This window comes from Paenibacillus sp. FJAT-27812, assembly GCF_001273905.1.
In the GTDB taxonomy this organism is placed as follows: Bacteria; Bacillota; Bacilli; order Paenibacillales; family Paenibacillaceae; genus Pristimantibacillus.
In genome coordinates, this window is record NZ_LIGH01000001.1 from 854,968 (window position 1) to 863,962 (window position 8,995).

General features: G+C 46.3%; 9 protein-coding genes. 2 read left to right on the forward strand and 7 right to left on the reverse strand.

The window, feature by feature from the left end; translation table 11 throughout:
- Together rocF and ADU23_RS03655 are read right to left on the reverse strand one after the other, a co-directional pair.
- Entirely contained in the window at window positions 1-903 is a 903-nt protein-coding gene (rocF, locus tag ADU23_RS03650) for an arginase (protein WP_053372507.1), read from the reverse strand.
- A gap of 5 nt (window positions 904-908) precedes the next feature.
- Window positions 909-2,120: an ornithine--oxo-acid transaminase gene (locus ADU23_RS03655; protein ID WP_053372508.1), complete on the reverse strand. Its 1,212-nt coding sequence runs from the start codon at window positions 2,118-2,120 to the stop codon at window positions 909-911.
- A gap of 164 nt (window positions 2,121-2,284) precedes the next feature.
- Between ADU23_RS03655 and ADU23_RS03660 the strand changes: the two genes are divergently transcribed.
- On the forward strand, window positions 2,285-2,596 hold the full coding sequence (locus tag ADU23_RS03660) for a hypothetical protein (RefSeq protein WP_053372509.1): 312 nt from the start codon (window positions 2,285-2,287) through the stop codon (window positions 2,594-2,596).
- On the opposite strand, the gene ADU23_RS03665 is transcribed toward ADU23_RS03660, so the two are convergent.
- From ADU23_RS03665 to ADU23_RS03685, 5 genes are all read right to left on the reverse strand, one after another.
- Complete coding sequence (locus tag ADU23_RS03665) at window positions 2,593-3,561, reverse strand: phosphotransferase family protein (RefSeq protein ID WP_053372510.1); 969 nt, start codon at window positions 3,559-3,561, stop codon at window positions 2,593-2,595. The genes ADU23_RS03660 and ADU23_RS03665 overlap by 4 nt on opposite strands.
- A 129-nt stretch (window positions 3,562-3,690) precedes the next feature.
- On the reverse strand, window positions 3,691-3,987 hold the full coding sequence (locus tag ADU23_RS03670; protein WP_053372511.1) for a DUF6509 family protein: 297 nt from the start codon (window positions 3,985-3,987) through the stop codon (window positions 3,691-3,693).
- A gap of 109 nt (window positions 3,988-4,096) precedes the next feature.
- On the reverse strand, window positions 4,097-5,029 hold the full coding sequence (locus tag ADU23_RS03675) for a manganese-dependent inorganic pyrophosphatase (protein ID WP_053372512.1): 933 nt from the start codon (window positions 5,027-5,029) through the stop codon (window positions 4,097-4,099).
- Window positions 5,030-5,320: 291 nt separating this feature from the next.
- Window positions 5,321-7,114, reverse strand: coding sequence for a group II intron reverse transcriptase/maturase (gene ltrA, locus ADU23_RS03680; protein WP_053377446.1), 1,794 nt, complete (start codon window positions 7,112-7,114; stop codon window positions 5,321-5,323).
- 757 nt (window positions 7,115-7,871) lie between these two features.
- On the reverse strand, window positions 7,872-8,315 hold the full coding sequence (locus ADU23_RS03685) for a methyl-accepting chemotaxis protein (RefSeq protein WP_082198219.1): 444 nt from the start codon (window positions 8,313-8,315) through the stop codon (window positions 7,872-7,874).
- 339 nt (window positions 8,316-8,654) lie between these two features.
- Here ADU23_RS03685 and ADU23_RS03690 point away from each other — a divergent pair, with 339 nt between their 5' ends.
- Window positions 8,655-8,960, forward strand: coding sequence for a transposase (locus ADU23_RS03690; protein ID WP_053372514.1), 306 nt, complete (start codon window positions 8,655-8,657; stop codon window positions 8,958-8,960).
- Window positions 8,961-8,995 lie beyond the last annotated feature (35 nt).

The following is an 8,995-nucleotide window of genomic DNA, read 5'->3' on the forward strand; positions in this document are numbered from 1 at the left end:
TCACAAAATCTGCTCGCCCAGCAGCGAGCCTATCAATTCCACGGCAAGCTTAGCCGTCTGGTCATGATGGTCGAGACTTGGATTTACTTCCACGACTTCCGCCGATGTAACGAGATTGGACTGATAGAGAAGCTCAAGGGCAAGATGCGCTTCCCGGTAGCTTAAGCCGCCCTTTACAGGCGTCCCCGTGCCAGGTGCCTCTAGCGGATCAAGGCTATCGATGTCAAAGCTGACATGGACGCCATCGGTCGTCTTCCTCAGCTGCTGAATGACCTTCTCCATCACCCGCGCGATGCCAAGCCGATCAATGTCATGCATCGTATAACAGGCGATGCCCAAGGAGCGGATATACGCCTTCTCCCCGGAATCGAGCGATCTGGCTCCGACAATCGCGACATGCTCTGGCTTTATTTTAGGTGAAATGCCTCTAAGACCCGTTAACAGCGGAATGCCTCTCCCGAGGCTGATGCCAAGCGACATCCCATGAATATTGCCCGAAGGACTTGTGTCCTCCGTGTTCAGATCCGAATGCGCATCGAACCAAATGACGCCAAGATCCTCGTAATGCTCAGCTAAACCCGCAATCGTCCCAATCGAAATGCTGTGATCGCCGCCCAGCACTAACGGAAACTCTCCATCCGCCACAATTTCAGCTACACGCTCGGATAATTGGCTGCTCACCGCAAGTACCTCCGCCAAATGTTTTGCGTTTGCTGATTTCAGCGTCTGCAGCGGCGCCATGGCGCTGACCTCTCCAGCCATGCGATAGGAAATATTGAGCTCCGTCAGCTTGCCGCTCAGCCCTGCAGCATGCAAAATATGCGCCGGACCAAGCTCTGCCCCCGGAGTGCCCGCGCCTTTTCCGAAAGGAACCGCAACGATGGCCACCTGTTGAATGCTCATAGCCGTCACTCTCCTGCCAAAGTGCTATTCGCGAAGACAGCTTGAATCCTCTCAAACGCCCAGTCGATCTCGTCCTCCGTTATAATGAGCGGCGGCGCTAGCCGGATCACATAGTCATGCGTTTCCTTGCATAGCAGCCCCAGCTCCATCAGCTTCTCGCAATAAGCTCTCGCAGGCGTATTCAGCTCAATGGCAATAAATAGGCCGCGGCCCCTGACTTCTTTTATATCCGGGTGCTGCAATGTCGCGAGCTTGATTAAGAAATACTGTCCGAGGACAAGCGAGCGGTCCGCCAGCATTTCATCCTCGGTTACGTCAAGCGCAGCGATCGCAACGGCGCAGCTGAGCGGGTTGCCGCCAAACGTAGAACCGTGCGAGCCCGGACCAAATACATCCATAATGCTGCTGCTTGCCGCAATCGCCGATACCGGCATGACGCCGCCGCCAAGCGCCTTGCCCATAATATAGACATCGGGCACAACATCGTCCCAGTCGCAAGCGAACTTTCGCCCGGTGCGGCCAAAGCCGGTTTGAATCTCGTCTGCGACGAGCAGCACCTGCTGCTCCTTGCACAGCCTAGCCGCATCGGCAAGAAATCCCCTTGGCGGAATGCGTATGCCCGCTTCGCCTTGAATCGGCTCGATCAGCACCGCGGCGGTATTCGGCTGGATCGCTGCTTTTAACGCCGCCAGATCGCCATAGGGTATAACACGAAACCCTGGCGTGAACGGCCCAAAGCCCTGCCGGTAACTCTCCGTCGAGGAGAAGGACGTAACCGTCAGCGTCCGCCCGTGAAAATTCCCTTCAAAAACGATGATTTCCGCCTGCTCATCGGGTATATGCTTGACGCTGTATGCCCAGCGCCGAACTGCCTTTATTGCCGTCTCGACCGCCTCCGCCCCCGTATTCATGGGAAGAATGCGATCTTTGCCAGTATAAGCCGCAAGCTTCTCGCAAAATACGCCCAGCGCTTCGTTGTGAAAGGCGCGTGATGTAATCGTGACCTTATCCGCCTGCTCCTTCAATGCTTCAATAATGCGAGGATGACGATGCCCTTGGTTCAAAGCCGAGTAAGCGCTCAGCATATCCATGTAACGCACGCCATCCGAATCCTGCACCCACACGCCCTCTGCGCTGCTGATCACTATCGGCAGGGGATGATAATTATGGGCTCCAAATTGTTCAGCCAGCTCGATGTCTTTACTCGCCCTGTTCATCACCTGCTCCTTTCTGCATGCACCCGCAAAAAATAGCTGTTTTTGAATTTTATGCGGTTAAGGGGTGACAAATAACAAAGGGACTGGAGGATAGGTAGAAAGTAACAATTTCTCTTGTGCGGAAGAGGCGTGTTGATTTAATATAAATCGGGGGGATTGATGGCTTGAGAAATAAAAAAGTGTTTTTCACTTTGTTGATTAGTCAAATATTGTTCGGACTGTTTACGTTCATTTGGTTTTTTGTCGCCTTGATGTCCGTTATGATCTTCGACTCGCCAGGTTCCGAAAAATTATTTTGGCCTGTCTTGCTGTTCATCATCAACTGGCTCTATCCGGTAGCGCTTATTTTATCTATTATCGTGAGCTGGGTGCTCTATCGCCTGGACAAAATGAAAACAGCGATTACCATCGCAATGGTACCGCTGATTTGGGTTTTGCCTGTTTTCTGCATAATCATCTATGCCGGTTCGAGCTAATCCTTGCTGCCTGCGATAAAACGAAGCCAGCCTTGCTCCATATTATTTTGTGCCCATTGCAAGTGATTGCGGTCCTCGTACTGGCGGAACGGGCACTCTATGCAAAAAATAAGATCCAAATACAAATCGTAGAGTGCTCTGCGGCCCTGCTCTCCCGTTGTAAAAGATTTGATGCCGTAACCTTTAAGAAAAGATGCCGTTTTATTAAAGTGGCTAAAATAATGCTCCATCAGCGGATCGCCCCATAACGCACGCTCGAAATCGATAATGCCGGAAACGGCTCCGTCCTTTATGAATACATTGCCGTCCCATAAATCCCAGTGAACAAGCCTCGGCTCCGTTACCTCATCAAGGACGTCTAACCGAAGTGCTACCTCATTCCTGATGGAATCATAGTCCGCCGGAAGCTGTACGCCCTCGCGTTCTCCGTCAGCCAGCACGCCCAGCAGCAGTTGATGAAAGCTCTCTCTCCAAGTGGAGTCCGCCGAACCGTCACTTGCTGCATAAAGACCAAAGCGCTCTCCGCGAATTTCATTTAATTGCCGGTTATAAACGCCAAGCTGATAATCGATCTGATTGCGCTGCTCTTCGGTCAGCTGATCCTTCACCTTATTGTAAGGCTCGCCCTCCAGCATCTCCATAATAAAATATTCGCAGTCCACGATCGATTCGGAGTTATCATGCGCGTATACAGCAGGCACCGGCAATGCACCGACTAGCTTCACTAGTCGCAGCACCTCTACCTCCGTCTTCATCAGCCCCTGCTCGTAGCTCATCATCTTCGTATCCGATAGCGGTGCCGCCTTCACAATAACCGATTGCCCATTCGCCAGCGTCACTTGATAGGCAGCATTAGCCCAGCCGTCCGTAAGCTCCTTAATAACGGTTGGCGATTGCCCAAATGCATTCAATGTAATCGCTGTCATTTCACTTTCCGTCAGCTTCCTCTTTATTCCGCTTTCCATCGTTGTCCATCCCCTTCTATGGATTTGGCCGTTATGTCAGCGCCCTTGCGCTAAGCAGAGCTGACGGGCAGCCCTGCTTGCACAATAGTCATTCCTGATATGTATAAAATTCAGCTGCTAGACGGTGCTCTATTCCGCAGCCTTCTCAAAATGCTCCTGACAGAACGCCAGCACCATCTTCTCTTCATCCTCTTCCAGCTCAAAATCGATGTACTTATTGGAGGATGTCGTCAAAAACTCATATTTCGCAATGCGGGCTGCTTCCTCTTCAATAACATAAATGACACGAAGCGTTACACCTTCCTCGTGGTAAAGCTCATCATCGTCGGCAACGTCAAGATCGAGGATGAATTCATATCTCTTTCCTGTCAAAATGCCAAACGGGTCCTTCATCAATTCAGCGCTGTATTCCGTAATCGTAAACATGTTATCCGCTCCTTCTCTATCTATTATAGCAAAACAAAAGCAGCCTGAAACTTGTTAATCAAGTCCCAGGCTGCTATTTTTGGTTGAACGGCAACCGCCGCCCCTTTTCCTACAGGTTGCTTAGCGTTTCTGTAAGAACAGGCACGATTTGCGATTTGCGGGAAACAACGCCCTTGAGTACCGCTTTGTTGTCGGACAATGTTACGTTGTAAGCTTTCTCAACCGCATGAGCTTGAGCGCCGAGTGCAAGCGCAACGGAATCGTTGTTCAAAATATCCGTAACGACAAGCACGAACAGGTCAAGGCCTTTCGTTGCGATGATGTCATTCAATGCCGCTTCCAGCTCAGCTTGGCGGGAGATGACATCGTTTGTGTCAACCGCGTTTACTTGCGCGATTTCTACTTTGTAGCTGCCCATTGCGAACTCTTTCGCGTCAAGGGAGATCAGCTGTGCAATCGTTTTGTCGCTTAGGTCAGCACCTGCTTTAAGCATGTCCAGACCGTAGCTTTCTGCGTTAACGCCAGCGATTTCAGCAAGTTCGCGAGCTGCTGCAACGTCTTGCTCGGTGCAAGTCGGCGATTTGAACAGCAAGGAATCGGAAATGATTGCAGACAACATAAGGCCAGCAATTTCTTTGCGAATTTCAACGCCGTTCTCTTTGTACAATTTATTCAAAATCGTCGCTGTGCAGCCTACAGGCTCAGCGCGGAAATATAGCGGGTGGCTTGTCTCGAAATTAGCGATACGGTGGTGATCGATAACTTCCAGTACACGTACTCTATCGATATCGTTCGCGCTTTGTTGACGCTCATTGTGGTCGACCAAAATAACCGTATCCGTCTCGTCAGCAACGTTCTCGATAAGACGGGGAGCTGCAATACCGAAATAGTCGAGCGCATATTGCGTTTCGCCGTTAACGTCTCCAAGGCGAATCGCCTCAACGTCAGCACCTAGCTTTGTTTTCAGCTCAGCATAAGCAATAGCTGATGTAATCGTGTCGGTATCCGGGTTTTTGTGCCCGAAAATAAGCGTTTTAGTCATTTCGAGTACTCCTTAAATGTTATTTGCCTTCAGGGCCAAAGCAGTCGCTAATGACCCTAGACCTTTTTTGATGATTATACCACTAACCGCCAACGGCTGTCGCCTTTCGAAGGGCAGCACATGCTCGTTTTACGGTCGAAATCCGCTTAAAACCATTATAGATTTAAGTTCTCTTTATTCCTATACCGTTACATAACAATAGGTAAAATTTTGATGTGATCTCCATCTTTTCCCCTGTTCCACACCGTGCGTGCGACTTTCACCGCACACGGCGTTCCATCTTATTCTTGATTAATTAATTTCTAGTAGATTACATTTCTTCCGATATGCGTTTACATTTTTCAACTGATTTTCGTCAAGTTGAAGAATTTTCATATATCGTTCAATCGTTTCTTCGGTTGTTGCATGTATCAACTTATGAACAACGTTGTGGATGATTACAAGATTTTTGTATTCATCTGTTCCATCAATATATTTAGGTTTGATATGATGACAATTAACCTCTTCAGCCACTAGAAAGGTTCCTGTGACTGCACATATTCCTTTTTGCATGGAATACTTAGAAATTCTGTTATCAGCATATTCCAGATTGTCATTTTGCGACGATTTCATCATTTTATTGATTTCTGTCCTCACATGCTGACTAATCTTTTTCACTTGTAGTCTACCTTCTATTGTGTAGTTACAAGTATCTTGACTAAAGTTCATTGCATTCTTTGTTTGAATATCCGCTATTGGAAATAGGTGGATATTAGCTACTTTGAATGTTTTGTAATTGTTTTTATGCAATATCCTGTATAGGGGGGATGGGTTCTTTGGAATCTCATATTTCCCAATACTTTTTAAACGGTTGAAGAGGGTACGAGAGAGACAATAGGCTAATTTCCCAAAATCCATGCTGATATGTGTAGCTTTTTCATAGTAATTCTTTATTCCCATGACGAATGAGTTGTAATTATTCACGTTTTGGGGAGAAGGATTCTTTTGAATCTTCTTGATGTATTCCCTTGCTTTGTCAGCGAGGATCTTTATCTTTTTGTCCATGACGTGAGTGTTCGCTACAATTTTTTTCCCCTTTTTAATCGCTTTTAAATTGAACCCTAAGAAGTCAGTTGATTTCTTATTTAGGTTCGTAATTGTTGATTTCTCAGGGGAAATATCTAGTTTTAACTCATTTTTCAGATAACCTTCGACTGCGTGAAAAATCTTAATTGCTGATTCGCGAGAGTTCGTGAAGACTTTGAAATCGTCTGCATATCTCACGATATACATTTGTTTGAGATTAGACCTTTCTTTTAACGCCTTGTTTTTGCCTTCAATCGTTGTATAAATATACTTCGTTTTCATTTTTTCCCATTGGTTTGCAATCCACCAGTCCAATTGGTTTAGGACTATATTTGATAATAAAGGAGATAGTATCCCACCTTGAGGAGTACCCTTGTTTGGTATTCCTATTCCTTCGACGGGTGCTTTTAGCATTTTGGTTACAATGGTCAGAACTCTTTTGTCCTTAATCCCTAGCTCGTACATTTGTTTCAGCAGTTTCGAGTGATTTACGTTGTCGAAGAAACCTTGAATGTCAACGTCTACCACATGGTATAGGTTGCCGCGATTTACTAGATGCATACATCTTGCCATTGCATGATGTGTAGTTCTGTTGGGTCTAAAACCGTAACTATGGTTGTAAAACTTTGCTTCACATATCGGTTCAAGAATTTGTTTAAACATTTGCTGGATAAGTCTATCTCTCATAGTGGGAATTCCTAGTGGTCTAGTTTTACCATTACTCTTAGGTATCTCTACCCTTCGTACAGAGTTAGGTTTATAGTTTTCCAGGCATTTCCTTATATAATCGATATATTCCTCAATGTTTGTCTTCTTAAAATCATCTATTGTTAATCCATCAGTACCTTTTGTTTTTGAACCAGTGTTACTTTTAATAGTTCTATACGCTAGTAAGATGTTCTCACGAGATATGATTCGTTCGTATAGGTTGACAGATTTATTAGCTTTACTTTTCAAGTAAAGATAGTCTAGTTCCCCTTGAACGCCATAGTATTCGTTGTACCGTAAGTTAGTGTTCAGCGATGGCTTCACCTTTCAATTGACAGTCCCATCATCTTACTCGACCCTCTGAACTTCATCTTTTAGAAATTAATTATCAAAGAACAAGACTTAGGGCTATCCCTCCACGTTCGTTACACGCTTCATCAGTACTATGCCCTTACTTTCACAAGAATAAAGTAGTTTTAGATCGTTAGAACCTTATATACACCATCCCGATAATAGTCGTTTTGATTGGATGTTTCTTGCTTACCACGTTCCGAAATACCTAGCTGTGCATGTTGTTTTAGGTGGATGCTGTGAGCCTGAAAACAGTTATGGAGTCATTGTTATCCATTCCGAATTTCATATTCAGTATTTTTACTTTTCGGTAGTTTCCCCTGCATAGGCAGTTATATCCTTTCGGATATATAGTAATTTAGACCCGTTCATTCGCAACTTCGTCAGTCCTAATACGGACATTCTCACCATGACAACTTTATAGCCTCCCGATCTATCACCACTCGACTACATCTAGTTCGCATTTCCTCAGCGTGACCTGTTAGGGTGGCTCTCAACCGACTTCACCTAGCTTCACACGATCTACATCTATTAATGTATCTCGCATGTAGGAGTATCAGAGAGATGGTTTCAGCTCAACATGAAGGCTTTCATTCCCATCTTCGGTAGTTCAGTTATCATTAATCTCTTGCAAGATTAATCCTCTCTTTTCGTAATTACTTATGAGAAACGTGTCGCACACTGAATTAAATCATAAAATTTGTGAATAATGAATCCGCTATACGGTAAAACGTTTGTTCAGCGAGGTCAGCTCGTTGGACATCGCCCGAATCAGCTCTGCCGAAGTGCTCACCTCATCCATTGAAACGATCTGGGCGCCGGAATTTGTCGCGATTCCTTCAAAATGCTGAGCGGCCTGGCGGGAAATTCGCTCCATCTCCTCAACCGACGCTGCGACCTCCTCTGATTCGGCGGATACCTCCTCCGAGGCTGCCGATACTTCCTGCAGCTGGACGTTCACGAGCTCCAGCCCCGTTACGATCGAGCGGAACGCGCCTCCCGCGTCCTTAACGAGCTGAAGGCCGGACTCCACCTTCTTCGTGTTTGACTCCATGTCCGTAGAGAGCTGCGTCGTTTGCTCCAAAATAGCCGTAATCAATTCGGCGATTTGCGTTGCCGAGATTTGTGATTGCGTCGCAAGCTTGCGAACCTCCTCCGCTATCTTTCCGCTAGAGGCAAGTTAAGCAGCAACAAAAAAACTCTCTAGGCATATGCCCAGAGAACTTTTGGTGAGTTTCTATTCAATCGGCCGTTTTGATCGGCCGCCAACGTCTCTTTCAGATAAGCAGAAGCAGACTTAAAGGGATAATATCCATCTAATTGTCCCTGCGAAGGACATATAGGTGGATTAACAGGAAAACCTCCCGTTAATTTACCCGAATTCGCCCCAAACGGCATAAATTCATCAAATTAACGGGAGGTAACTCTTTAGCCCCCTAATTCCATTGGAGTCCGAATTGGAATCCATAGTACACTATGTATATGGATGAGGTGAGGGATAATGAGGAGAAAAAGACAAAGTGAAGCGTACAAAATGAAGGTAGTTGAGGAGGCCCTGCAAKGGGGCAACTTTAGTCATACAGCGAGAAAGCATGATCTGAATCCCGAATCGGTAAGGGTCTGGGTGAGAGAATACCGTGACTCATTAGCAGTTGAGAAGAAGGATATTGCTGAAGGACCACTCCCAGAAGAAGATTATGAGTTAAAGTACAACAGAGCTATGAAGCTTTTAGGTGAAAAGGAAGTCGAACTAGAGATCTTGCGTGAGCTCTTAAAAAAGCCCAACCCCGCTTATCCGAAAAGATAGCCATTGCCAACATGTTTATTAAGCGGGGATACGAG